Genomic DNA, 828 nt, shown 5'->3' on the forward strand with positions numbered 1-828 from the left:
GCTCAGACCGCGCTCGCGCATCCTTGCTTCGCCCCTTTTGCTGGCGTAATGAGGCGCCCGCGCAAGGGCAGCGCGCCCCAAGCGCCGCGACGGGGCCATCCCGCAGATCAGATCGGACAAGCTCCCGCGATGAACAGGAACTCCCTCATCCTCTTTCTGTTCAGCATTCTTATGACCGTCAGCGGGCTGGCAAGCCTGCCGCCGGTCGACCGCGATGAATCCCGCTTCGTCCAGTCGACCAAGCAGATGGTCGAAACCGGCGACTATATCGACATCCGTCTGCAGGATGTCTCCCGCTACAAAAAGCCGATCGGTATCTACTGGCTGCAATCGGCAGCGGTGGCGCTGAGCGGCGAGGGGGCTGAAGCGCCGATCTGGGTCTATCGGCTGGTTTCCATGCTGGGCATTGCGCTCGCCGTCGTCGGGATCGGCTGGACCGGCACGAAACTCTTCGGCGCCAATGCCGGTCTGGCCGCCGGCTTGATGATGGCGGCGATCTTCGCCACTGCCTTCGAGGGCCGGGACGCCAAGACCGACGCCATGCTGCTCGCCTGCTGCGTGGCCGCGCAAGGCGCGCTGGCGCAGGTTTATCTGGCCACGCGCCGCAAAGAGCCGGTTGCCGGCCATCTGCCCTGGATCTTCTGGATCGCGCAGGGGTTGGGCATTCTCATCAAGGGGCCGGTGACGCCGCTCCTGTCGCTGCTGACGGCCGTGGCGTTGTTCGCCTTCGAGCGCGACTGGCGCTGGCTTTTGAAGCTGAAGCTGGTGCGCGGCGTCCTCATCGTGCTCGTCATCGTGCTGCCCTGGATCATTCTCATCAGTTGGAAG

General features: G+C 64.6%; 1 protein-coding gene. It reads left to right on the forward strand.

What is annotated here, in order from left to right:
- Positions 1-129: 129 nt before the first annotated feature.
- Positions 130-828, forward strand: a 699-nt coding sequence (locus tag EOA29_RS38430) for a glycosyltransferase family 39 protein (RefSeq protein ID WP_145970121.1), incomplete at its 3' end; no start/stop codon positions are given.

Source organism: Mesorhizobium sp. M1E.F.Ca.ET.063.01.1.1 (assembly GCF_003998155.1).
Taxonomy (GTDB): domain Bacteria; phylum Pseudomonadota; class Alphaproteobacteria; order Rhizobiales; family Rhizobiaceae; genus Mesorhizobium.